Below are 23801 nucleotides of genomic sequence, written 5' to 3'. Positions count from 1 at the left end.
TTCTGCCTTTGGGCAACCTTGACGCTGGGCAAGGCGCGTTCCTATAGTGTGTTCAAGTGGTGCAAAGTGGCAGGAAGTGGGTAGTGCAGGCATGACCAGCTAATCAGAGTGGGGAAGCGTCGACGTGTTTCGCGGAGCCAACGCAGTCAGCCTGGATGCCAAGGGGCGCCTCGCAATGCCGAGTCGGCATCGTGACGAGCTCTCTTCGCGCTGTGGTGGCCAGTTGGTGGTGACTGTCGACGCGTTGGATCCCTGCCTGTGCATCTACCCCCTGCCCGAATGGGAGCGGATCGAGACCACGCTGTGCGCTCTGCCTTCGCTGCACGAGGAAACCCGCCGCCTGAAGCGTCTGCTGATCGGCAACGCCGTTGACCTGGAGCTGGATGGCAGCGGGCGCCTGCTGATACCGCCGCGGCTGCGCGAGTACGTTGGCCTGGACAAGCACGTCATGCTGGTAGGCCAGCTGAACAAGTTTCAGCTGTGGGATGAACAAGCCTGGAACGCCATGGAGCAGGCCGACCGTGAAGCCGTCAAGAAGCCCGGCGGTATGCCGGCTGAATTGCTCGATCTGACTCTGTGACTATGACCAGCACCTTTCGCCACATCACCGTATTGCTGGAGGAAGCCGTCGACGCGCTGGGCGTGCGTCCGGACGGCTGCTATCTGGACGGCACCTTCGGACGCGGCGGTCACAGTCGCCTTATTCTCGAACAGCTGAACGAGCGGGGGCACCTGCTCGGCTTCGACAAGGATCCCCTGGCCATCGCCACCGGGCAGGCGCTGATGGCTGAAGACCCGCGCTTCACCATCGTGCAACGCAGCTTCGCCGAGCTCGGCCAGGCCGTGACCGAGCAGGGCCTACAGGGGCGCATCGCCGGCGTACTGCTGGACCTCGGTGTGTCGTCCCCGCAACTGGACGATCCCGAGCGCGGCTTCAGCTTCCTCAATGATGGTCCGCTGGACATGCGCATGAATCCGGGGCTGGGACAGAGCGCCGCCGACTGGATCGCTTCGGCTGATGAAGAGGAAATTGCCCGGGTCTTCAAAGATTACGGCGAGGAGCGTTTCGCCCGGCGCATGGCAAAGGCCATCGTCCAGCGGCGCGCCGAGAAGCCCTTTACCCGCACGGCCGACCTGGCCGCGGTGATCACCGAGGCCAACCCGGCCTGGGAGAAGGGCAAGAACCCGGCCACGCGGGCGTTCCAGGGGCTGCGCATCCATATCAACAACGAGCTGGGCGATCTGGAGCAGGGGCTCGAGGCAGCCCTCGACGTGCTTGAGGTGGGCGGACGTCTGGTGGTGATCAGCTTCCACTCCCTCGAAGATCGCATCGTCAAACAGTTCATGCGGCGCCAGGCCAAGGGCGAGGCCGATACGCTGCCTCGCGATCTGCCGATTATTCCCAAGGCCTTCGAGCCGCGTCTGAAGCTGCTCGGCAAGCCACAATATGCCTCCGAGGCCGAAGTCCGTGCCAATCCGCGCTCACGCAGCGCGGTGATGCGTGTGGCGGAGAAGTTGCGGTGAATGCCCATCGGCGGCTTCCCCGAGGCAGCCTGCTGCTGCCGGCGCTGTTCGCGGCCATCGTGCTGTCCGCCCTGGCGGTCACCTGGTCGGCGCACCACCATCGGCAACGGGTCAACCTGCTGTACGGGGAGCTCAACGAGCGTGACCGTGTGCTGGCGGAGTGGGGCCGGCTGGTGCTGGAGCAAAGCACCTGGACGGCCCATAACCGTATCGAGACTCTGGCCACCGAGCGGCTCGGCATGCGCATTCCCGAGCCCGCCGACGTCCAACTGGTGCGGCCATGATCGGGCTATTCGGCAAACACCTCGTCGGGCGTTTCGGCCTGGTCCTGGCGCTGTTCGCGCTGATGGTGGCCGCAGTCGCGTGGCGCATCATCGACCTGCATGTGTTCGAGCAGGACTTCCTCCAGCATCAGGGGGACGCCCGCAGCGTGCGGCATATACCCATCCCGGCGCACCGCGGCGTAATCACCGATCGGCATGGTGAGCCGCTGGCGGTCAGCACCCCGGTCTCCACCCTGTGGGGCAACGGGCGGGAACTCAAGGAAGTGCCGGAGCGCTGGTCGCAGCTGGCCCAGGCGCTCGGCCAGAGCCCGCAACGGCTGGCGGAACGTCTCGAGAAATCGGCCGATCGCGACTTTCTCTACCTGGCGCGAGGCCTGACCCCGGAGCAGGGCGAGGCGGTGATGGCGCTGAAGATTCCGGGTGTCTACCACATGGAAGAGTTCCGCCGTTTCTATCCGGCGGGCGAGGTGGCCACTCATGTGGTGGGCTTCACCGATGTGGACGACGTGGGGCGCGAAGGCATCGAGCTGGCCTTCAACGAGTGGCTGGCCGGGGTCCCGGGGCAGCGTCAGGTCATCAAGGACCGTCGCGGTCGTGTGGTGCGCGACGGCGATGTCGTGCGCAACGCCAAGCCGGGTGGCAACATCGAGCTGTCCATCGACATGCGCCTGCAGTACCTGGCGCATCGGGAATTGCGCAACGCCCTGCATGAGTTCGGTGCCCGTGCCGGCAGCCTGGTCATGGTGGACGTGAAGAGCGGCGAAATCCTCGCCATGGTCAACCAGCCGACCTACAACCCCAACAACCGCAAGCAGCTCGATCCGGCGGCGATGCGCAACCGCGCCATGATCGATGCCTTCGAGCCGGGCTCCACCGTCAAGCCGTTCACCATCGCGGCAGCGCTGGGCACCGGTCGCTGGCAGCCGGACTCCGTGGTTGACACCACGCCCGGCTGGATGCGTCTGGGCCGCTACACCATCCGCGACGTGTCGCGCGGCGGCAAGCTCGACCTCACCGGCATCCTCAAGAAGTCCAGCAACATTGGCATCAGCAAGATCGCCCTGGATATCGGCGCCGGGCCGGTCCACGCCATGATGCGTTCCGCCGGTTTCGGCGAGATCACCGGCCTGGGCTTCCCTGGCGAGCGCGCCGGCGTACTGCCCAACCACCGCATCTGGAACGAGGCGGAAACCGCCACCCTGGCCTATGGCTATGGCCTGTCGGTCACGGCCGTGCAGCTGGCCCATGCCTATGCCGCGCTGGGCAACGAAGGGCGCAGCGTGCCGCTGTCGCTGATGCGGCGCGGGCGGCCCGAGGGCGGCCATCAGGTCATGGATCCGGCGATTGCCCGCGAGGTGCTGCACATGCTGCGCGCTGTGGTTGAAGAGCCGGGCGGCGGCGGCACCCGCGCCCAGGTGCCCGGCTACCAGGTGGGCGGCAAAAGCGGCACGGCCAAGAAGGTTTCCAGCAGTGGCGGCTACACGGACGATGCCTACCGCTCGTTCTTCGCCGGCCTGGCTCCGCTCAGCAACCCGCGCATCGCCGCCGTGGTGGTACTCGACGAGCCCAGCAAGGGCGGCTACTACGGCGGACTGGTCTCGGCACCGGTGTTTGGCCGCGTCATGGCCGGCGCTCTGCGTCTGATGAACATTACCCCTGACAACCTGCCGACGGTGGAGCGTACCGCCGGCACCAGCGCCGGCAAAGGAGGGCGTATCTGATGCCCATGCCGCTCAACCAACTGCTTCCCCAGGCCCAATCGGGGACGCTGATCCGTGAACTGACCCTGGACAGCCGCAAGGTTCGCCCCGGCGATCTGTTTCTCGCCGTGCCTGGCACCAGCCAGGACGGGCGCGCGCACATCGCCGATGCCCTGGCCCATGGTGCGGCCGCCGTGGCTTATGAAGCTGAAGGCGCGCCGCCGCTGTCAGCTGGGGCGGGCGCAGAGCTGCTGCCGGTGCGCGGGCTCGCCGGGCAGTTGTCGGCCATTGCCGGGCGGTTTTATGGCGAGCCTAGCCGCAGCCTCAACCTGATTGGTGTGACCGGCACCAACGGCAAGACCAGTGTCAGTCAGCTGCTGGCCCAGGCCCTGGACCTGCTCGGCCAGCGCTGCGGCATCATCGGCACCCTGGGTACCGGCTTCCATGACGCCCTGGAAAGCGGCCGGCACACGACCCCCGACCCGCTGGCCGTGCAGGCCACGCTGGCCCGTCTGCACAGGGCAGGCGCCAAGGCGGTGGCGATGGAGGTGTCGTCCCACGGGCTGCAGCAGGGTCGCGTGGCTGCGCTGGCCTTCGATATTGCAGTGTTCACCAACCTGTCCCGCGACCATCTGGATTACCACGGCAGCATGGAAGCCTACGGTGCCGCCAAGGCGCGCCTGTTCGAGTGGTCCGGGCTGGCCTGCCGGGTGATCAATCTCGACGATGCGTTCGGTCGTGAGCTGGCTGCGCGTCCTGGCGCCCGGCTGCTGGGTTACAGCCTGGAAGATGTCGGCGCCGCGGTGCACTGCCGCAACATTCGTTTCGACGACGAAGGCGTCAGCGCGGAGCTGATCACGCCGCAGGGCAAAGGCCTGCTACGTAGCGCGCTGCTGGGTCGTTTCAATCTCAGCAACCTGCTGGCGGTCATCGGCACGCTGCTGGCCATGGAATATTCGCTGGACAGTATCCTGCGCCTGTTGCCCCGCCTGCGTGGTCCGGTCGGGCGCATGCAACGTCTGGGCGGTGGCGACAAGCCGCTGGTCGTCGTGGACTACGCGCACACGCCGGATGCCCTGGAGAAGGTCCTCGAAGCCCTGCGTCCGCATGTCAAGGGTCGCCTGTTCTGCCTGTTCGGCTGCGGTGGCGACCGGGATCGCGGCAAGCGCCCGCTGATGGCCGCTGTCGCCGAGCGGCTCGCCGATGGCGTGCTGGTCACCGACGACAACCCGCGCAGCGAGGAGCCGTTGGCCATTCTCGACGAGATCCGTGGCGGCTTCGTCCATCCCGAGGCGGTGCGCTTCGTGCCGGGGCGTGGCGAGGCGATCGCCCAGCTGATCGGCGAAGCCGCTGCCGATGACGTGCTGCTGCTGGCCGGCAAGGGTCACGAGGACTACCAGGAGATTGCCGGCGTGCGCCATCCCTTCTCCGATCTTGACGAGGCGACCGCCGCCCTGGCGCGCTGGGAGGCCGCTCATGCTTGAAGTCCTGCGCCTCAGTCAGCTGGTCGAGCCCTTGCAGGGGCGCCTGGAAAACGGCGATGCCTCATTCGGCGCGGTGTCTACCGATAGCCGCGCCATCCAGCCCGGCCAGCTGTTCATCGCCCTGGTCGGACCGCGCTTCGACGGCCATGACTATCTTGCCGATGTGGCGGCCAAGGGCGCGGTGGCGGCCTTGGTCTCGCGGCGGGTTCCCGAGGTGGATCTGCCGCAACTGGTGGTGGCCGATACCCGCCTGGCGCTGGGGCGACTGGGTGCGCTCAATCGCGATGCGTTCAAGGCGCCGCTGGCAGCGGTGACCGGCTCCAGCGGCAAGACCACCATCAAGGAGCTGCTCGCCAGCATCCTGCGTGCCGGCCTTCACGGCCCGGTGCTGGCCACCCGGGGCAACCTGAATAATGACCTGGGCGTGCCGCTGACCCTGCTGGAGCTGGCGCCGGAGCATGTCGCGGCAGTGATCGAGCTCGGCGCCAACCATGTGGGTGAAATTGCCTATACGGTCGGCCTGACCCGGCCGCACGTGGCCATCATCAGCAATGCCGGCAACGCCCATGTCGGTGAATTCGGTGGTCCGGAAAAGATCGTCGAAGCCAAGGGCGAAATTCTTGACGGCCTGGCGGCGGACGGTGTGGCGGTGCTCAACCTGGACGATGCGGCCTATCCGATCTGGCGCCAGAGGGCTGGCGCCCGCCGTGTACTGGCCTTTTCCCTCGAATCGGAACAGGCCGATATCCGCGCCACCGATCTGCATCGCGACGCGCGCGGCTGCATGGCCTTCCATTTGCATACCCCGTCAGGCTGCACGTCGGTGCAACTCAATCTGCTGGGCAGACACAACGTGGCGAACGCGTTGGCGGCTGCGGCTGCGGCCCATGCGCTGGGTATTTCCCTTGAACATATCCGTTCGGGCCTAGAGCAACTGCGGCCGGTCAAGGGGCGCGCCGTGGCGCAACTGGCCCCCGGCGGCTTGAGGGTCATCGACGACAGCTACAACGCCAATCCTCTGTCGATGTGTGCCGCGGTCGATATTCTCGCCGGGTTCTCCGGTCGCCGGCTGCTGGTGCTGGGTGACATGGGGGAGCTGGGTGAGTGGGCCGAGGAAGGACATCGTCAGGTGGGTGCGTACGCTGTCGGCAAGGTGGATGGGCTGTATGCCGTGGGACCGTTGATGGCACATGCCGTGGCGGCTTTTGGTGAAGGTGCGAAACATTTTGCCGACCAGCAAGGTCTGATCGACGCTCTGCGCCAGGAGGCTCGGGGCGAAACCACGCTTTTGATCAAGGGTTCGAGAAGTGCGGCAATGGACAAGGTCGTCGCCGCGTTGTGCGAACCCGAGGAGAATCCTTGATGCTTCTGCTCCTGGCAGAGTACCTGCAACAGTTTCACAAAGGTTTTGCCGTCTTCCAGTACCTGACCCTGCGCGGCATGCTCGGGGTGCTCACCGCGCTGGTGCTGGCCCTGTGGCTCGGGCCCTGGATGATTCGCACCCTGCAACTGCGCCAGATCGGCCAGGCCGTGCGTACCGACGGCCCGCAGTCGCACCTGTCCAAGAAGGGCACCCCGACCATGGGCGGCGCGCTGATTCTCTCCGCGATCACCATCAGCACCTTGCTGTGGGCTGACCTGTCCAACCGTTATGTCTGGGTGGTGCTGGCCGTGACCCTGCTGTTCGGTGCCATTGGCTGGGTGGACGACTACCGCAAGGTGATCGAGAAGAACTCCCGCGGCCTGCCGAGCCGCTGGAAGTACTTCTGGCAGTCGGTGTTCGGCCTGGGCGCGGCGCTGTTTCTCTACCTGACCGCCGAGAACCCGATCGAGACCACCTTCATCCTGCCGTTCTTCAAGGATGCCGTGCTGCCGCTGGGCATCGGGTTCGTCGTGCTGACCTATTTCGTGATCGTCGGCTCCAGCAACGCGGTGAACCTCACCGACGGCCTGGACGGCCTGGCCATCATGCCGACCGTGCTGGTCGGCGGTGCCCTGGGCATCTTCTGCTACCTGTCCGGCAACGCCAATTTCGCCCAGTACCTGCTGATCCCCTACGTGCCGGGCGCGGGCGAGCTGATCGTCTTCTGCAGCGCGCTGATCGGCGCCGGCCTGGGTTTCCTGTGGTTCAACACCTACCCGGCCCAGGTGTTCATGGGCGACGTGGGTGCCCTGGCCCTCGGCGCCGCGCTGGGCACCATCGCGGTGATCGTCCGCCAGGAAGTCGTGCTGTTCATCATGGGCGGCGTGTTCGTCATGGAAACCCTGTCGGTGATGATCCAGGTCGCCAGCTTCAAGTTGACCGGCAAGCGCGTGTTCCGCATGGCGCCGATCCACCACCATTTCGAACTCAAAGGCTGGCCCGAGCCCCGGGTGATCGTGCGCTTCTGGATCATCACGGTGGTCCTGGTGCTGATCGGTCTTTCCAGTCTGAAGCTGCGTTGAGGCGCCGTATGTCATGAGCCTGATCGCTTCCGACCAATTCCGCATCGTTGTCGGCCTCGGCAAGAGCGGCATGTCCCTGGTGCGCCATCTGGCGCGCCGGGGATTGCCGTTTGCGGTGGCCGACACCCGCGCCAATCCGCCCGAGCTGGCAACCCTGCGCCGCGACTTCCCGCAGGTGGAGGTGCGCTGCGGCGCGCTGGACGTCGACTTTCTCTGCCGTGCAAGCGAGCTGCTGGTCAGCCCCGGCCTGGCGCTGGCCACGCCGGCATTGCAACAGGCCGCCGCGCGCGGCGTGAAGCTTTCCGGCGACATTGAGCTGTTCGCCCGCGAGGCGAAGGCGCCGATCGTCGCCATCACTGGCTCCAACGCCAAGAGCACCGTCACCACCCTGGTGGGGGAGATGGCGGCGGCGGCCGGCCGGAAGGTGGCGGTGGGTGGCAACCTCGGCACGCCGGCGCTCGACCTGCTGGCCGATGATGTCGAGCTGTACGTGATCGAGCTGTCCAGCTTCCAGCTGGAAACCACCGACTGGCTGAATGCCGAGGTGGCCACCTGCCTGAACGTCAGCGAAGACCACATGGACCGCTACGCCGGCCTGCAGGCCTATCACCTGGCCAAGCACCGCATCTTCCGCGGCGCCCGCCAGGTAGTGGTCAACCGCGACGATGCGTTGTCCCGGCCGTTGGTGGCCGACCAGCTGCCGTGCTGGACCTTCGGGCTCGGCAAGCCGGACTTCCGCGGCTTCGGCCTGATCGAGGAACAGGGCGAGAAGTGGCTGGCCTTCCAGTTCGAGCCGCTGATGCCGGCCCGCGAACTGAAGATCCGTGGCGCCCACAACCAGGCCAACGCCCTGGCGGCGCTCGCGTTGGGGCATGCCGTCGGCCTGCCCTTCGCGCCGATGCTGGAGACCCTGAGAACCTTTGCCGGCCTGCCGCACCGCTGCCAGTGGGTGCGCGAGCGCCGCGAGGTGAATTACTACGACGATTCCAAGGCCACCAACGTGGGTGCTGCCCTGGCGGCCATCGAAGGCCTGGGCGCGGATATCCGCGGCCAACTGGTGCTGATCGCCGGTGGCGACGGCAAGGGTGCGGATTTCTCCTCGCTGCGCGATCCGGTGGCCCGGCACTGCCGCGCCGTGGTGCTGCTCGGTCGTGACGCCGGGCTGATTGCCGAGGCCCTGGGAGACGCCGTGCCACAGGTGCGCGTCGCCAGCCTGGACGAGGCCGTGCAGCGTTGTGCCGAGCTGTCCGAGCCGGGCGACGCGGTGCTGCTGTCGCCGGCCTGCGCCAGCCTGGACATGTTCAAGAACTTCGAGGAGCGCGGTCGTCTGTTCGCCGCCGCCGTGGAGGCGCTGCCGGCATGATGACCTTCCTGCGCCCGTCGCCGTCACCGCTGCTCAGCCCTCGGGGAGTCGATCTGGACGTCCCGTTGCTGCTGGGCTGCCTGGTGCTGCTCGGGCTCGGGCTGGTGATGGTCACCTCGGCGTCCTCGGAAGTGGCCGCCGCCCAGTTGAGCGGACCGCTGCACTACGGCATTCGCCAGGGCAGCTTCCTGCTCATCGGGCTGGTCGCCGGAGCGGTGGTGCTCATGGTGCCGGTGGCCACCTGGAAACGGCTGGGCTGGCTGCTGCTGGCGGCGGCCTTCGTCCTGCTCCTGCTGGTGCTGCTGGTGGGTCGCGAGATCAATGGTTCGATCCGCTGGATTCACCTGGGGCCGCTGAACCTGCAGGCCTCCGAACTGGCCAAGGTGTTCGTGGTGGTCTACCTGGCCGGTTATCTGGTGCGCCGCCAGGAAGAAGTACGCGAAAGCTGGCGCGGGTTCCTCAAGCCGATCGCCGTGCTGATCCCCATGGCCGTGCTGCTACTGCTCGAGCCTGACTTCGGCGCCACCGTGGTGTTGCTGGGTGCGGCGGCCGGCATGCTGTTCCTCGGTGGTGTGGGCCTGGTGCGCTTCGGCCTGTCCGCCGGTCTGGCCATCGGTGTGGTCTGGCTGCTGGTCAAGACCCAGCCGTACCGGGTGGCGCGCCTGACCACCTTCACCGATCCCTGGTCCGATCAGTTCGGTGCCGGCTACCAGCTGACCCAGGCGCTGATCGCCTTCGGGCGTGGCGAATGGTTCGGGGTCGGCCTGGGCAACAGCATCCAGAAACAGTTCTACCTGCCCGAAGCACACACCGATTTCGTGTTCGCCATCCTCGCCGAGGAACTGGGCATGATCGGCGCGCTGGCCACCCTGGCGCTGCTGGTGTTCGTCTGTTTGCGTGCCCTGTACATCGGCCTGTGGGCCGAACAGGCCAAGCAGCATTTTGCCGCCTATGTGGCCTACGGCCTGGCCCTCCTGTGGATCGGTCAGATTCTCATCAACATCGGCGTGAACGTCGGCCTGCTGCCGACCAAGGGCCTGACCCTGCCGTTCCTCAGCTACGGCGGCAGCTCGCTGATGATCTGCTGCGTCAGCCTGGCGATGCTGCTGCGCATCGACTGGGAACGCCGGCAGTTGCTGGGCGGGGCGACGGAATTCAGCGAGAAGGATCTTGCCGAGGAGGAAGTGATACATGCCCGGTAATGTCCTGATCATGGCTGGCGGCACCGGGGGCCACGTGTTCCCGGCGCTGGCCTGCGCGCGCGAATTCCAGGCGCGCGGTTACCGCGTGCACTGGCTGGGCACCCCGCGCGGTATCGAGAACCGCCTGGTGCCGGAGGCCGGTCTGCCGCTGCACCTGATTCAGGTCGGCGGCCTGCGTGGCAAGGGTCTGAAGGCCCTGCTCAAGGCACCGTTCGAGATCTTCGGCGCCCTGCTGCAGGCGCGCCGGATCGTGCGCGAGCTCAAGCCGGTGTGCGTGCTGGGCATGGGTGGCTATGTCACCGGCCCGGGCGGGCTCGCCGCGCGTCTGGCCGGCGTGCCGCTGATCATCCACGAGCAGAACGCGGTGGCCGGTACCGCCAATCGCCTGCTGGCGCGCTTTGCGAAACGCATCTGCGAAGCCTTTCCGAATACCTTCCCGGCCGGTGCGCAGCGTCGCACCACCGGCAATCCGGTGCGCAGCGAGGTGTTCGCGGTGCCGGCGCGGGCCGCGCTGCTCGGCCGCCAGGCCAACCTGCTGGTGCTGGGCGGCAGCTTGGGCGCCGAGCCGCTGAACAAGCTGGTGCCGGCGGCGCTGTCCCACCTGCTGGATGCGGAGCGCCCGGCCGTGGTGCACCAGACCGGTACCGCCCATGCCGACATCACCAAGGCCCGCTATGACGAGGCCGGGGTGAAGGCCCATGTGGTGCCCTTCATCGAAGACATGGCCGGTGCCTATGCGTGGGCCGACCTGGTGATCTGCCGTGCTGGTGCGCTGACCGTCAGCGAGCTGGCCGCCGCCGGGCTGCCGTCCTTCCTGGTGCCGTTGCCGCACGCCATCGACGACCACCAGAGCCGCAACGCCGAATTCCTGGCACGCGAGGGCGCCGCCGTCCTGCTGCCGCAAGCCACTACTGATGCGGCCGGGCTGGCCGCGCAGCTAAACGAGGTACTGATGCAACCGCAACGACTCGAGGCCATGGGCTCCGCCGCCCGGACGTTGGCCAAGCCGAATGCCACCCGTGACGTGGTGGATATCTGCCTGGAGGTGGCCCGTGGCTAAGTCGCCCGCTGCCGCCAAGGCTGAAGTACGGCGCATGCGTCGCATCCGCCGCATCCATTTCGTCGGCATCGGCGGGGTGGGCATGTGCGGCATCGCCGAGGTGCTGCTCAACCTTGGCTATGAAGTGTCCGGCTCGGATATCAAGGCCTCGCCGGTGACCGCGCGCCTGGAAGGCTTCGGTGCCCATGTGTTCATCGGCCACCAGGCCGAGAACGTCGAGGACGCCGATGTGCTGGTGGTCTCCAGCGCCATCAACCACAGCAACCCGGAAGTGGCCCGCGCCCTGGAGCGCCGTATCCCGGTGGTGCCGCGCGCCGAGATGCTTGCCGAGCTGATGCGCTACCGCCATGGCATCGCGGTGGCCGGCACGCACGGCAAGACCACCACCACCAGCCTGCTGGCCTCGGTGTTCGCCGCCGCCGGGCTGGATCCGACCTTCGTGATCGGCGGCAAGCTGACCGCCGCCGGCACCAATGCCCAGCTGGGCGGCAGTCGCTACCTGATCGCCGAAGCCGACGAGAGCGACGCCAGCTTCCTGCATCTGCAGCCGATGGTGGCCGTGGTCACCAACATCGACGCCGACCACATGAGCACTTACGAGGGTGACTTCAACAAGCTGAAGAAGACCTTCGTGGACTTCCTGCACAACCTGCCGTTCTATGGCCTGGCGGTGCTGTGCATTGACGACCCGGTGGTACGCGAGATCCTGCCGCAGATCGGCCGGCCGACCGTTACCTACGGCTTCACCGAAGATGCCGACCTGCGCGCCGTGGACATCCGTCAGGAAGGCATGCGCACCCATTTCACCGTGCTGCGCGAAGGCAAGGCGCCGATGCCGGTCACCGTGAACATGCCCGGCGTGCACAACGTGCTCAACGCCCTGGCCACCATCGCCATCGCCAGTGACGAAGGCATCGAGGACGACGCCATCGTCGCCGGCCTGGAGGGTTTCCAGGGGGTCGGCCGGCGCTTCCAGGTCTATGACGAGCTGCCGGTGGACGGCGGCGGCGTGATGCTGGTGGACGACTACGGTCACCACCCGCGCGAAGTGGCGGCGGTGATCAAGGCGGTGCGAGGTGGTTGGCCGGAGCGCCGCCTGGTGATGGTCTATCAACCGCACCGCTTCACCCGTACCCGCGACCTGTACGAGGACTTCGTCCAGGTATTGGCGGACGCCAACGTGCTGCTGCTGATGGAGGTCTATCCGGCCGGCGAGGAGCCGATACCCGGCGCCGACAGCCGCAATCTGTGCCACAGCATCCGCCAGCGCGGCCAACTGGACCCCATCTACGTCGAGCGCGGCACCGATCTGGCCCCGGTGCTCAAGCCGCTGCTGCGCGCCGGCGACATCCTGCTCTGCCAGGGCGCTGGTGACATCGGCAGCCTGGCGCCGCAGCTGGTCAAGCATCCGCTGTTTGCCGCAGCCGAGGAGGGCGCAGCATGAACGCCGCAGTGATCGACCCCCGCGACTTCGGCCGGGTGGCCGTGCTCTACGGCGGTCGCAGCGCGGAGCGCGAGGTGTCGCTGAAATCCGGCGCCGCCGTGCTCCAGGCCCTGCGGGACGCCGGTGTGGACGCCTTCGGCATCGACGTCGGCAGCGACCTGCTGGCGCGACTGCAGGGCGAGAAGATCGACCGCGCCTTCATCGTCCTGCATGGGCGTGGCGGTGAAGACGGCAGCATGCAGGGCCTGCTGGAGTGCCTGGGTATTCCCTACACCGGCAGCGGCGTGCTGGCTTCCGCGCTGGCCATGGACAAGCTGCGCACCAAGCAGGTCTGGCAGAGCCTGGGCCTGCCGACGCCGCGCCACGCCGCGCTGGCCAGCGTCGAGGACTGTCACGCGGCTGCCCGCGAGCTGGGCTTCCCGCTGATCGTCAAGCCGGCCCACGAAGGCTCCAGCATCGGCATGGCCAAGGTGGAGAGCGCCGAGGCGCTGGTGGCCGCCTGGCAGGAGGCCAGCCGTTTCGATTCGCAGGTGCTGGTCGAGCAGTGGATCCAGGGGCCGGAATTCACCATCGCCATGCTGCGGGGCGAGGTGCTGCCACCGATTGCGCTGGGCACGCCCAACAGCTTCTACGACTACGAGGCCAAATACCTCTCCAACGATACCCAGTACCGCATCCCCTGCGGCCTGAGCGCCGACAAGGAAGCCGAGCTGCGTGAGCTGACCGCGCGTGCCTGCGCGGCGGTGGGCACTCGGGGCTGGGCGCGTGCGGACGTGATGCAGGACGCCGAGGGTCGCTTCTGGCTGCTGGAAGTGAACACCGTGCCGGGCATGACCGATCACAGCCTGGTGCCGATGGCGGCTCGCGCCGCGGGCCTGGACTTCCAGCAACTGGTCCTGGCGATCCTCGCCGACAGCCTGGAGGCACGCTCCTGACATGCTGAGCATCCTGCTTCGTCATCAGCAACCCGGGCCCGGCCGCAAGCCGGCGCCGCGGGGCGCCAGCCGTCCGGTGGTCCGGACGCCGCTGCGCGAGCGTTTGCCGAAGCCGGATTTCAGCGCATTCAAGCGTTTCACCTGGCCGTTGCTGCTGGTGGCGCTGCTGATGAGCAGCGTCGCGCTGTTCCAGCAGTTGCAGCCTTATTTGGACCGGCCGATCGCGCGCATCGGCATCGCCGGCAAACTGACCTTCACCGCGCCGGAAGAAGTCGAGCGGGTCATCGAGCCCTACGTAAGCACCCGCTTCTTCGGCGTGGACCTGGAAGGTCTGCGGCATGATCTCGAGGCGCTGCCGTGGATTGCCCACGCGCAGGTGCGGCGCGTTTGGCCGGACGAAGTGGAGATTGAATTGAACGAGCACCTGCCCATCGCCCGCTGGGGAGAGGGTGCGCTGCTGAACAATCGTGGCGAGGCCTACGCCTTCGAGGCCATCGAGCGCTATCGGCAATTGCCCCAGTTGCTCGGACCTGAGCGGGCGCGCCAGGGGATGATGCAGCAGTACCAGGTGCTCAGTCAGATGTTGCGGCCGCAGGGGTTTGCCATCGCACGTCTGGAGCTGCGCGAGCGCGGCAGCTGGTTCGCCACCCTGGAGGCGAAGGAAAGTGGGCAGCGCATCGAACTGCTGCTCGGTCGGGATCATGTGGTGGAGAAGGTCCGGCGGTTCCTGACCATCCACGACAAGACTCTCAAGGACCGGATCGAGAACATCGCACGCATCGACTTGCGTTATGCCAACGGCCTGGCGGTCACCTGGCTGGCGGCGGCGGATGCGGGCACACGGGCCGCCGGCGGCGGCGCCGTGAATTAAGGAGAAAGCGACAGCTATGTCTACTGTGCAGAGCGGCAAGATGATCGTCGGCCTGGACATCGGCACGTCCAAGGTGGTGGCGCTGGTCGGTGAAGTGCGTGAGGACGGCCGGTTGGAAATCGTCGGCATTGGCTCCCACCCCTCTCGCGGCCTGAAGAAAGGTGTGGTGGTGAATATCGAGTCCACCGTGCAGTCCATCCAGCGTGCGGTGGAAGAAGCCCAGCAGATGGCGGGCTGCTACATCCACTCGGCCTATGTGGGATTGGCAGGCAGCCACATCCGCAGTCTGAATTCCCATGGCATCGTGGCCATCCGCGACCGCGAGGTGACCCGTGCCGACCTGGACCGGGTGCTGGATGCCGCCCAGGCGGTGGCCATTCCCGCCGACCAGCGTGTGCTGCATACCCTGCCGCAGGACTATGTGGTGGATAACCAGGAAGGGGTGCGCGAACCGCTCGGCATGTGCGGTGTGCGTCTGGAGGCCAAGGTGCATGTGGTGACCTGCGCGGTGAATTCGGCGCAGAACATCGAAAAGTGTGTGCGGCGTTGTGGCCTGGAAGTTGACGACATCATTCTCGAACAACTGGCATCGGCGTATGCGGTATTGACCGAGGATGAAAAAGAACTGGGGGTGTGTCTGGTGGATATTGGTGGCGGTACCACCGATATCGCCATCTTCACCGAAGGTGCGATTCGTCACACTGCGGTTATTCCCATTGCGGGTGACCAGGTGACCAATGACATTGCCATGGCCTTGCGCACACCGACCCAGTATGCCGAGGAGATCAAGATTCGGTATGCTTGCGCGCTTGCCAATCTGGCAGGAGCGGGTGAAACAATCAAAGTTCCCAGCGTGGGCGATCGCCCGCCGCGGGAATTGTCCCGTCAGGCCCTGGCGGAAGTGGTGGAGCCTCGTTACGACGAGTTGTTCACCCTGATCCAGGCCGAACTTCGCCGCAGCGGATATGAAGACATGATTCCGGCCGGAATCGTGCTCACCGGTGGCACGGCGAAAATGGAAGGGGCTGTAGAACTGGCGGAAGAAATCTTCCATATGCCGGTACGCCTGGGAGTTCCGCACAGCGTCAAGGGACTGATCGATGTTGTGCGCAATCCCATTTATTCAACAGGCGTGGGCCTGCTGCTGTACGGCTTGAAAAAACAGGCCGAAGGCTTCGTCGTGTCGAGCCCGGGCATGTACGACGAAGAACCCAGTGTTTCTGTCCTGGAAAAAATGAAGCGGTGGTTCCAGGGCAATTTCTGAATAAGTGGTAGCAGTGGGCGATAAAGACGAGAAGAGAGGAGAGGGATTATGTTCGAGCTAGTAGACAACGTGACGCCAAGTGCGGTCATCAAAGTCATCGGTGTGGGCGGTGGTGGCGGTAACGCCGTCAACCACATGGTGCGCAGCAGCATCGAGGGCGTGGAGTTCATCTGTGCCAACACCGATGCCCAGGCGCTGAAGAATGTGCACGCCCGCACCATCCTGCAGCTGGGTCGCAGTGTGACCAAGGGGCTGGGTGCCGGCACCAATCCGGAAGTAGGCCGTCAGGCCGCCCTGGAGGATCGCGAGCGCATCGCCGAAGTACTGCAGGGCGCCGACATGGTCTTCATCACCACTGGCATGGGCGGCGGCACCGGTACCGGTGCGGCGCCGATCATCGCCCAGGTCGCCAAGGAAATGGGCATCCTGACGGTAGCCGTGGTGACCCGTCCGTTCCCGTTCGAGGGCAAGAAGCGCCAGGTGGTGGCCGACGAGGGCATCCGCCAGTTGTCCGAGAGCGTCGACTCGCTGATCACCATCCCCAACGAAAAGCTGCTGACCATCCTCGGCAAGGATGCGTCGCTTCTGTCGGCCTTCGCCAAGGCCGATGACGTGCTGTGCGGCGCGGTACGTGGCATTTCCGACATCATGTTGCGCGAAGGTCTGATGAACGTGGACTTCGCCGACGTGAAGACCGTGATGGCCGAAATGGGCATGGCCATGATGGGTACCGGCAGCGCCAGCGGCCCGAACCGTGCCCGCGAGGCCACTGAGGCGGCGATCCGCAACCCGCTGCTGGAAGACGTCAACCTGCAGGGCGCGCGCGGCATCCTGGTCAACATCACCGCGGGTCTGGACCTGTCCCTTGGCGAGTACTCGGCCGTGGGCGAGATCGTCAACGCCTTCGCTTCCGAGCACGCGACCGTCAAGGTGGGTGCCGTGGTGGATCCGGAACTGCGCGACGAGCTGCATGTCACCGTGGTGGCGACCGGTCTGGGTCCTCAGGTGCGTCAGGAGAAGCCGGTCAAGGTGGTGGACAACACCCAGGTCGCCCAGGCCGCCGCACCTGCTCCGGCCGCAGCGGGTCGTGCCGAGCAGCCGGTCAATTACCGGGATTATGACCGGCCAACGGTGATGCGCAGCACGGGTCCGTCCACCGCGGCCAAGCAGAACCCCCAGGAAGATCTCGATTACCTGGACATTCCGGCCTTCCTGCGTCGTCAGGCAGATTAATAAAAACTATGAAGGGTGAAGGATTGATTGGTGTTCACTTAAGGCCGGGTCTGCTATGATTCCGGCCTCATTTGACACGTATTCGCAATCCTATCAACAGCAGCCACTGCCATGATCAAGCAACGCACTCTCAAGAACGTCATCCGTGCCACTGGCGTTGGCTTGCACTCGGGGGAAAAGGTTTACCTGACCCTGAAGCCCGCGCCCGCGGATGCCGGCATCGTCTTCCGTCGTGTCGACCTCGATCCTGTCGTGGAAATCCAGGCGACCGCCGAGAATGTCGGCGAGACCACGATGTCGACCACTCTCTACAACGGCAGCGTGAAGGTGGATACCGTCGAGCATCTGCTCTCCGCCCTGGCCGGGCTGGGCATCGATAACGCCATTGTCGAGCTGTCCGCGCCGGAAGTGCCCATCATGGACGGTAGCGCCGGTCCCTTCGTGTTCCTGATCCAGTCCGCGGGTCTGCAGGAGCAGGATGCGCCGAAGAAATTCATTCGCATCAAGCGTGAAGTCACCGTCACGGACGGCGACAAGCGCGCCACCTTCCGTCCCTTCGACGGCTTCAAGGTCGGCTTCGAAATCGATTTCGACCACCCGGTATTCCACGGTCGCACCCAGATCGCCAGCGTGGACTTCTCCAGTACCTCGTTCGTCAAGGAAGTCAGCCGCGCGCGCACCTTCGGCTTCATGCGCGACATCGAATTCCTGCGCTCCCACAACCTGGCCCTGGGCGGCAGCGTCGAGAATGCCATCGTGGTCGATGAGCAGGGCGTGCTCAACGAGGACGGCCTGCGGTATGAGGACGAATTCGTCAAGCACAAGATCCTGGATGCCATTGGTGACCTGTACCTGCTGGGCTACAGCCTGATCGGCGAGTTCCATGGCTACAAGTCCGGACACGCGTTGAACAACCGCCTGTTGCGCAGTCTGCTGGCACAGCAGGATGCCTGGGAAATGGTGACCTTCGACGACATCAAGAACGCTCCCATCTCCTACATGCGCCCGGCAGCAGCCGGCTAAGCCTTTTTCGCTCTCCCTCTCATGAAACAGCCACCTTCGGGTGGCTTTTTCATGCCTGCGAATTGTCGCCGGGCGGCAATCGCTTGCCGCTCGAGCCCTGCTTCAGTGCTCCCGATGCGTGATGCCCGCGCCGGTAATGGCTACTTGCCTGTATGGCTCTCTTCTTGCATGATCGCATTGAGCCATTATTCCGGGTTGTGTTTCTTGACGCGGCTGGCCAGGCGCAGGAGTGCTGCGCGCAGGGTTGGGTCGCTGATCGTGTCCGCCGTCTCGCACAAATGGGACGCGGCGGTTTGCGAAAGCTGCAAAGCGTGACCTGGGTCACGTTGCTGGGTGGCGGGAGGTTGCACCTTGAAGAGGATTCTCGATAGGTTCGCGAACTCCTCCAGTCCCCGCAATTGACGCAGCAGGCGGGGTTGCTGATAGCGCAAGCGGGTGGCCCAGTGGCCATCGGTGATGATCAGCAGCAGACAGCCTTCGCGCCATGAGGCGATATGGCAATGCGGGCGGGCGGCGGGTTGCAACTGGCTTTCCAGAAGCGCCTGCAGCCGGGCAAGCCGCTGGGCTTCGCCGAACAGCGCCTTGAGAGGTTTGGCATCGCGCAGCAGCGCGGTGGGAGTCCGGGCCGGCAAGGGACGAAAAGTCATGGCAGGAAAGCCTGTAGTTGGCGGGGTCGCATGGTAGCAAATATGCCCAGCGGTCGCGGCGTTACCCAAGGGGGAGTTATGCAAATCATTCTGCTCGGTCAGCGTAATGGTGCGGCGCGTTCGCTCAGTATCGACGTGCGGCTGTTGTCCATCGGCGCCGGTGTGCTGGCAATGCTGACGCTTGCGGGCGGCATCGCTCTTGGCGGTGCGCTGTACCCGTTCTTCAGCGACGCAGAGGGGCGCATGGCCGCCCACATGGAAGAGCAGCGCGCCAAGTTGGCCGACGCTCGCCTGACGGCACAGCGGCAGCTGGACGCCTTCGGTGTGCACATCGCGGAAATGCAGGCACGCCTGACCCGCCTGGATGCGCTGGGCGAGCGTCTGACCGAGCTGGCCAGGCTGGATACCCGCGAATTCGATTTCTCCCTCAGTGTGGGGCAGGGCGGTCCTGAGGAGCTGCTGGAAAACGCCTTCTTCGCGCCTCCCCCTTTCCTGCAGACGCTCGATGAGCTGATGGAGCGTCTGGACAGCCGGGAGCAGCAGTTGGAAGTGCTGGAGGAAGTGCTTGCCGAGCGCCGTCTGAGCGAGGCTGGCAACGTGTCCGGTCGGCCGGTGACCCAGGGTTACCTGTCCTCGCCGTTCGGCCGCCGCAACGATCCGTTTACTGGCCAGCAGCGCATGCACAAGGGCGTGGACTTTGCCGCCCGCGAGGGCAGCGACGTGGTGGCGGTGGCTGCTGGCGTAGTGACCTGGTCCGGTCGCAAGAGCGGTTACGGCACCATGGTCGAGATCAATCATGGCGATGGCCACGTCACCCTGTACGCCCACAACAAGGAAAACATGGTAAGGGTCGGCGAGCTGGTGCAACGGGGCCAGGTGATCGCCAAGGTCGGTAGCTCGGGGCGCTCGACCGGGCCGCATGTTCACTTCGAGGTGATTAAGGATGGTCGCCAGGTAAACCCCTACAGCTTCATCGCGCGCGCCAAGGCTCAGAACTGAGCAGGCCGCCTGCTGACAACCCGCCTCGGCCGGTTGTCAGCCTGTTATCTGCGTTTGTGTCGGAATTTCACCCGCTTCTCCCGTGATCGCCGGCCTGGCGAACAAGCTGGACAAGGTCGCTTTCCTGATTCCCGATTCCGAGTAGAATGCCCTCTTCGTGCGCAGCCGCAGGTTGCGCGGGCGGCTGCCTGGTCGCCCTCCATTCAAATGCGTGGAAGAACCAGTCGATATGTTTGCGCCTCTCCTGAAAAAACTCTTTGGCAGCAAGAACGAGCGGGAAGTCAAACGCATGCTCAAGACGGTGAAAGCCGTCAATGCGCTCGAAGAGCAGATGCTGGCGCTTACCGACGAGCAGCTGCGCGCCAAGACCGCGGAGTTCCGCGAGCGCCTGGCCAAGGGCGAGACCCTCGATCAGTTGCTGCCTGAAGCCTTTGCCGTGGCCCGCGAGGCCGGCAAGCGCGTCATGGGCATGCGCCATTTTGATGTCCAGCTGATCGGCGGCATGACCCTGCACGAAGGCAAGATCGCCGAAATGCGCACCGGTGAGGGCAAGACCCTGGTGGCGACCCTGGCCGTGTACCTCAATGCGCTGGAAGGCAAGGGCGTGCACGTGGTCACCGTCAACGACTACCTGGCCCGCCGCGACGCCAACTGGATGCGCCCGCTGTACGAATTCCTCGGCCTGAGCGTCGGCGTGGTCACGCCGTTCCAGCCGCCGGAGGAGAAGCGCGCCGCCTACGCCGCCGATATCACCTACGGCACCAACAACGAATTCGGCTTCGACTACCTGCGCGACAACATGGCCTTCAGCCTGGAGGACAAGTTCCAGCGCGAGCTGAATTTCGCGGTCATCGACGAAGTCGACTCCATCCTCATCGACGAGGCGCGCACGCCGCTGATCATCTCCGGCCAGGCCGAGGACAGCTCGCGCCTTTACCAGCAGATCAACCAGCTGATCCCACGCCTCAAGCGCCACATCGAGGAAGAGGAAGGCGTGGTCACCCAGCAGGGCCACTACCGCATCGACGAGAAGACCCGTCAGGTCGAGCTGAACGAGGAAGGCCATCAGTTCGTCGAGGACATGCTCACCGGCGCCGGCCTTCTGGCCGAAGGCGAAAGCCTCTACTCGGCGCACAACCTGTCGCTGCTCACCCACGTGTATGCCGGCCTGCGCGCCCACACGCTGTTCAACCGCAACGTCGAATACATCGTGCAAAACGGCCAGGTGCTGCTGATCGACGAGCACACCGGCCGTACCATGCCCGGCCGCCGCCTCTCCGAGGGTCTGCACCAGGCCATCGAGGCGAAGGAAGGGCTGCAGATTCAGGCCGAAAGCCAGACCCTGGCGTCGACCACCTTCCAGAACTACTTCCGCCTGTACAAGAAGCTGTCCGGCATGACCGGCACTGCGGACACCGAGGCGTTCGAGTTCCAGCAGATCTACGGCCTGTCCGTGGTGGTCATCCCCACCAACAAGGACGTCGCGCGGATCGATTACAACGACCTGGTCTACCTGACCCAGGAAGAGAAGTACCAGGCGATCATCACCGACATCCAGGACTGCCAGGCCAAGGGCCGCCCGGTGCTGGTCGGCACCGCCTCGATCGAAAGCTCCGAGTATGTCTCCCAGCTGCTGAACAAGGCCGGCATTGCCCACAACGTGCTGAACGCCAAGTACCACGACAAGGAAGCCGAGATCATCGCCCAGGCCGGTCGCCCCGGGGCGGTGACCATTGCCACCAACATGGCGGGTCGGGGTACCGACATCCTGCTGGGCGGCAACTGGGAAGTGGAGGTCGCGGCGCTGGAGAACCCCACCGAGGCGCAGATCGCGCAGATCAAGAGCGACTGGCAGAAGCGTCACCAGCAGGTGATCGAGGCCGGCGGCCTGCATGTGATCGCCTCCGAGCGTCACGAGTCCCGCCGCATCGACAACCAGCTGCGCGGCCGCGCCGGTCGCCAGGGCGACCCGGGCTCCAGCCGCTTCTACCTGTCGCTGGAAGACGGTCTGATGCGCATCTTCGCCTCCGACCGGGTGAAGAACTTCATGAAGGCGCTGGGCATGCAGTCCGGCGAGGCCATCGAGCACCGCATGGTCACCAACGCCATCGAAAAGGCACAGCGCAAGGTGGAGGGTCGCAACTTCGACATCCGCAAGCAGCTGCTGGAATTCGACGACGTGGCCAACGAGCAGCGCAAGGTGATCTATCACATGCGCAACAGCCTGCTGGCCGCCCAGGACGTGGGCGAAACCATCGCCGAGTTCCGCGACGAAGTGCTGGCCAACGCCATCAACCAGCACCTGCCGCCGCAGTCGCTGCCCGAACAGTGGGACATCAAGGGCCTGGAGGCTACCCTGCGCAGCGACTTCGGGCTGGACCTGCCGCTGCAGCAGTGGCTTGACGAAGACGATCACCTGCACGAGGAAAGCCTGCGCGAGAAGATCCGCGACGCCCTGCTGGCCGCCTACGCCGAGAAGGAGGCGCTGGCCGGCGCCGAGGCGCTGCGCACTTTCGAGAAGCAGATCCTGCTGCGCGTGCTGGACGACCTGTGGAAGGACCACCTGTCCACCATGGATCACCTGCGCCACGGCATCCACCTGCGCGGCTACGCCCAGAAGAACCCCAAGCAGGAATACAAGCGCGAGTCCTTCAACCTGTTCCAGGAGCTGCTCGAGAGCATCCGTCGCGACACCATTCGCGTGCTGTCCCATGTACAGGTGCGTCGCGAGGATCCGGCAGAGGAAGAGGCGCGTCTGCGTCGCGAGGCCGAGGAAATGGCCAAGCGCATGCAGTTCCAGCATGCCGCCGCACCGGCGCTGGAGCCGGATGCTCCGCAACCCCAAGGCGAAACGGCTGGCGCGACCGCAGCCACAGCGGTGCGCACCGAGCCGAAGATCGGCCGCAACGAGCCGTGCCCCTGCGGTTCCGGCAAGAAATACAAGCATTGCCATGGGCAGGTCCAATAGGGACTGCCCCCGGTCTTGCCAGCGCCGCGACGGGTTCTCCCGCTCGCGGCGTTTTTCCTTACACTGCAACGCCTCAACGGCGTATTTCACTCTGAATCAGGAGCGCTTCCATGGCTGTCGGTCTTGGCCCTCTGCCCACCCTGCACCCGGTCCCCGGTTTCGAACTCGGCATCGCCTCTGCTGGCATCAAGCGCGTCGGGCGCAAGGATGTGGTGGTCATGCGCTGCGCCGAGGGTTCTCGCGTGGCGGGTGTCACCACCACCAATGCCTTCTGTGCCGCGCCGGTGCTGATCACCCGTGAGCGCATGTCGGGTGATGTCCGTTATCTGCTGACCAATACCGGCAACGCCAACGCCGGCACCGGTGCCGATGGCCTGGCGAATGCTCGTCGTACCTGCGCCGCGCTGGCCGCGCTGACCGGCGTGCCGGAAAGCGCCGTGCTGCCGTTCTCCACCGGGGTGATCGGCGAGCCGCTGCCCGTGGCCAAGATCGAGGGCGCCTTGCAGGCTGCCCTGGATGACCTGTCCGAGAACCACTGGGCCGAGGCCGCCACTGGCATCATGACCACCGACACCCTGCCCAAGGGTGCCAGCCGCCAGTTCCAGCACGATGGCGTGACCGTCACCGTGACCGGCATCTCCAAGGGCGCCGGCATGATCCGCCCGAACATGGCCACCATGCTCGGCTACATCGCCACGGATGCCAAGGTGGCGCGGGATGTGCTGCAGGACCTGGTGCGCGACGCGGCGAACATGTCGTTCAACCGCATCACCATCGACGGCGACACCTCCACCAACGACTGCTGCATGCTGATCGCCACCGGTCAGGCCAAGCTGCCTGAGATCACCGCGGCCTCCGGCGAGCTGTTCGCCAAGCTCAAGCAGGCGGTGTGCGAAGTGTTCATGGAAGTCGCCCAGGCCATCGTGCGCGACGGTGAGGGCGCCACCAAGTTTGTCACCGTGCAGGTCAACGGCGGCGCCAACCACCAGGAGTGCCTGGACGTGGCCTACGCCGTGGCCCATTCGCCGCTGATCAAGACTGCGCTGTTCGCCTCGGACCCGAACTGGGGGCGCATCCTCGCCGCCGTCGGTTATGCCGGCGTGCCAAACCTCGACGTAAGCAAGATCGACGTGTTCCTCGGCGAGGTCTGCATCGCCAGCCAGGGCTGCCGCGCGGCGACCTATACCGAGGCCCAGGGCGCGGCGGTGATGGCCCGCGAGGAGATCACCATCCGTATCGAGCTGGGTCGTGGCGCCTGCAGCGAGACCATCTGGACCACCGACCTGTCCCACGAGTACGTGAAGATCAACGCGGAATACCGCACCTGATCTGCACATGAGCAGGGTGGTGAGAGT

Annotated in this window: 20 protein-coding genes; 19 read left to right on the top strand and 1 reads right to left on the bottom strand. The window is 65.5% G+C overall.

What is annotated here, in order from left to right:
- Nucleotides 1-124 precede the first annotated feature (124 nt).
- From mraZ to lpxC, 16 genes are all read left to right on the top strand, one after another.
- Nucleotides 125-580, top strand: a complete 456-nt coding sequence (gene mraZ, locus PT85_RS08855; protein ID WP_027590741.1) for a division/cell wall cluster transcriptional repressor MraZ — start codon at nt 125-127, stop codon at nt 578-580.
- Between the two features lie 2 nt (nt 581-582).
- Nucleotides 583-1524, top strand: a complete 942-nt coding sequence (rsmH, locus tag PT85_RS08850; protein ID WP_175444373.1) for a 16S rRNA (cytosine(1402)-N(4))-methyltransferase RsmH — start codon at nt 583-585, stop codon at nt 1522-1524.
- Entirely contained in the window at nt 1521-1808 is a 288-nt protein-coding gene (gene ftsL, locus PT85_RS08845; protein WP_027590743.1) for a cell division protein FtsL, read from the top strand. The genes rsmH and ftsL overlap by 4 nt, the downstream gene beginning before the upstream one ends.
- Nucleotides 1805-3529: a peptidoglycan D,D-transpeptidase FtsI family protein gene (locus PT85_RS08840; RefSeq protein ID WP_027590744.1), complete on the top strand. Its 1725-nt coding sequence runs from the start codon at nt 1805-1807 to the stop codon at nt 3527-3529. Before ftsL ends, PT85_RS08840 begins: the two co-directional genes overlap by 4 nt.
- Nucleotides 3529-4992: a UDP-N-acetylmuramoyl-L-alanyl-D-glutamate--2,6-diaminopimelate ligase gene (locus PT85_RS08835; RefSeq protein ID WP_039606467.1), complete on the top strand. Its 1464-nt coding sequence runs from the start codon at nt 3529-3531 to the stop codon at nt 4990-4992. Before PT85_RS08840 ends, PT85_RS08835 begins: the two co-directional genes overlap by 1 nt.
- Nucleotides 4985-6355: a UDP-N-acetylmuramoyl-tripeptide--D-alanyl-D-alanine ligase gene (locus PT85_RS08830; protein WP_039560752.1), complete on the top strand. Its 1371-nt coding sequence runs from the start codon at nt 4985-4987 to the stop codon at nt 6353-6355. The genes PT85_RS08835 and PT85_RS08830 overlap by 8 nt, the downstream gene beginning before the upstream one ends.
- The gene (gene mraY, locus PT85_RS08825) at nt 6355-7437 is read left to right on the top strand and encodes a phospho-N-acetylmuramoyl-pentapeptide-transferase (RefSeq protein ID WP_027590747.1); all 1083 of its coding nucleotides are present in this window, start codon (nt 6355-6357) and stop codon (nt 7435-7437) included. Before PT85_RS08830 ends, mraY begins: the two co-directional genes overlap by 1 nt.
- 13 nt (nt 7438-7450) lie before the next feature.
- Nucleotides 7451-8800, top strand: coding sequence for a UDP-N-acetylmuramoyl-L-alanine--D-glutamate ligase (gene murD / locus PT85_RS08820; RefSeq protein WP_039606466.1), 1350 nt, complete (start codon nt 7451-7453; stop codon nt 8798-8800).
- Nucleotides 8797-10002, top strand: coding sequence for a putative lipid II flippase FtsW (gene ftsW / locus PT85_RS08815; protein WP_027590749.1), 1206 nt, complete (start codon nt 8797-8799; stop codon nt 10000-10002). Before murD ends, ftsW begins: the two co-directional genes overlap by 4 nt.
- Nucleotides 9992-11062 carry an undecaprenyldiphospho-muramoylpentapeptide beta-N-acetylglucosaminyltransferase gene (murG, locus tag PT85_RS08810; RefSeq protein WP_039560747.1) on the top strand — a complete coding sequence of 357 codons (1071 nt, stop codon included), beginning with the start codon at nt 9992-9994 and terminating at the stop codon, nt 11060-11062. The genes ftsW and murG overlap by 11 nt, the downstream gene beginning before the upstream one ends.
- Before the next feature lie 34 nt (nt 11063-11096).
- Complete coding sequence (gene murC, locus PT85_RS08805; protein WP_037009079.1) at nt 11097-12506, top strand: UDP-N-acetylmuramate--L-alanine ligase; 1410 nt, start codon at nt 11097-11099, stop codon at nt 12504-12506.
- Nucleotides 12503-13441, top strand: a complete 939-nt coding sequence (locus PT85_RS08800; protein ID WP_039606465.1) for a D-alanine--D-alanine ligase — start codon at nt 12503-12505, stop codon at nt 13439-13441. The genes murC and PT85_RS08800 overlap by 4 nt, the downstream gene beginning before the upstream one ends.
- A 1-nt stretch (nt 13442) precedes the next feature.
- Nucleotides 13443-14312 (top strand): cell division protein FtsQ/DivIB, encoded by an 870-nt coding sequence (locus PT85_RS08795; protein ID WP_052237645.1) that lies wholly within the window; start codon nt 13443-13445, stop codon nt 14310-14312.
- A gap of 16 nt (nt 14313-14328) precedes the next feature.
- Nucleotides 14329-15576, top strand: coding sequence for a cell division protein FtsA (ftsA, locus tag PT85_RS08790; protein ID WP_027590753.1), 1248 nt, complete (start codon nt 14329-14331; stop codon nt 15574-15576).
- 48 nt (nt 15577-15624) lie between these two features.
- Nucleotides 15625-16809, top strand: a complete 1185-nt coding sequence (gene ftsZ, locus PT85_RS08785; protein WP_027590754.1) for a cell division protein FtsZ — start codon at nt 15625-15627, stop codon at nt 16807-16809.
- 111 nt (nt 16810-16920) lie between these two features.
- Nucleotides 16921-17832, top strand: a complete 912-nt coding sequence (gene lpxC / locus PT85_RS08780; protein WP_027590755.1) for a UDP-3-O-acyl-N-acetylglucosamine deacetylase — start codon at nt 16921-16923, stop codon at nt 17830-17832.
- Nucleotides 17833-18017: 185 nt separating this feature from the next.
- Here lpxC and PT85_RS08775 read toward each other — a convergent pair whose 3' ends face one another.
- On the bottom strand, nt 18018-18479 hold the full coding sequence (locus PT85_RS08775) for a DUF721 domain-containing protein (protein WP_039606464.1): 462 nt from the start codon (nt 18477-18479) through the stop codon (nt 18018-18020).
- A gap of 78 nt (nt 18480-18557) precedes the next feature.
- On the opposite strand from PT85_RS08775, the gene PT85_RS08770 reads away from it, so the two are divergent.
- The 3 genes from PT85_RS08770 to argJ all read left to right on the top strand — a co-directional run bounded on the left by PT85_RS08770 (nt 18558) and on the right by argJ (nt 23774).
- Entirely contained in the window at nt 18558-19478 is a 921-nt protein-coding gene (locus tag PT85_RS08770; protein ID WP_039560745.1) for a M23 family metallopeptidase, read from the top strand.
- A 229-nt stretch (nt 19479-19707) separates the two neighbouring features.
- A complete protein-coding gene (gene secA / locus PT85_RS08765) occupies nt 19708-22446 on the top strand; it encodes a preprotein translocase subunit SecA (protein WP_039606463.1) in 2739 nt (912 codons plus the stop codon).
- A 110-nt stretch (nt 22447-22556) separates the two neighbouring features.
- Nucleotides 22557-23774: a bifunctional glutamate N-acetyltransferase/amino-acid acetyltransferase ArgJ gene (gene argJ, locus PT85_RS08760; RefSeq protein ID WP_039606462.1), complete on the top strand. Its 1218-nt coding sequence runs from the start codon at nt 22557-22559 to the stop codon at nt 23772-23774.
- Nucleotides 23775-23801 lie beyond the last annotated feature (27 nt).

The organism is Pseudomonas flexibilis (assembly GCF_000806415.1).
GTDB lineage: Bacteria > Pseudomonadota > Gammaproteobacteria > Pseudomonadales > Pseudomonadaceae > Serpens > Serpens flexibilis.
The sequence above is the reverse complement of the archived record's forward strand: the minus strand, read 5'-3'. Positions and strand labels throughout refer to the sequence as shown.